Origin of the sequence: Roseburia zhanii (genome assembly GCF_014287635.1) — a bacterium.
GTDB classification, from domain to species: domain Bacteria; phylum Bacillota; class Clostridia; order Lachnospirales; family Lachnospiraceae; genus Roseburia_B; species Roseburia_B zhanii.
The window spans coordinates 1-1034 of the sequence record NZ_JACOPH010000069.1; the positions used below are offsets into that span (position 1 = coordinate 1).

Annotated in this window: 1 protein-coding gene; it reads right to left on the reverse strand. The window is 37.8% G+C overall.

Annotated features, from left to right (window positions below; translation table 11 throughout):
- Positions 1 to 144: 144 nt before the first annotated feature.
- A complete protein-coding gene (locus H8S17_RS16135) occupies positions 145 to 885 on the reverse strand; it encodes a hypothetical protein (protein ID WP_186867895.1) in 741 nt (246 codons plus the stop codon).
- Positions 886 to 1034: the final 149 nt, after the last annotated feature.

Genomic DNA, 1034 nt, shown 5'->3' on the forward strand with positions numbered 1-1034 from the left:
TTTCCTTTCCAGACATGAAAAAAATCGGTTTTTGACGAAATGCCGCCCCATATGTAGAATGATTACTGTTTATTTCCATTTCTTATCCTTCCTCCCGAAAAATATCTTACCTGTATTCTTATGCTTTCCTGTCAAAAGATGAGCCTACAGTATAACAGGATTATCCGGTAAAATAATACTGCTTTTCTCATATGCTGCCGCCGCCAACTGGCTATTTAGATATTCGTTTTGTACAGCTTTTCGTCTTGCCTGTGCTCTTTTTACTGCTTCCTTTTCCTGTTCTTTCATAAGTTCTTCCATTCTTTCGTGGCGCTTCTCCCACCAAGATTCTCCGTCATTCGCTGTTTCTGATCCACTCTTTCCTACTGGACCTGCATAACCGTAACATTCTTCCGGTGACGCTCCAATAACATCAAAGCCAACATTATTTGATCCTACCGGTAAGCCTTGAACGGAATATGCTGAACGAACTCTGTTCAAAACATAGTTCTCATATTCAGGATCGTTTTTCATTCTTTCAAAAGCTTCTTCCTTAATCACAATCGACCCTGAAGAAAATGTGGAACGAACCCATCCGCTTACGGGAAATTGAGATATTTGATTCATAACCCATTGTTTATACTCATCCAGTGACATCTCATCTTTTGATTTTTCAGAAACCACGCTATTGTTTACAGCATTGTTTATCCGAGGTGGATAATCAATCGTCACATCTCCCGGATACATCACATTACTTGTATCCGCTGAATTTTTACTTTCCTCTACTTTCTTCACCGCATTTACAAAAGTATCTTTTGATGTAGTATTACTTCTGTTTTTTGCAGAAGTTAAGTAACTGTCAGCATACGGATTTCTTCCTATACCATTCACATTTATACCTGCCATTTATGTCCCTCCTAAATAATTATATATATGTCTCATCGTTGTCATTTTCCGTTTCTGTTCCAGTCAATTATAACTTTTCCAATCTTTCCAGAAACGCAACATAGAATTCTCTTTCTTTCATACAAGCCCTCTGAACTTCTATGCTTTTA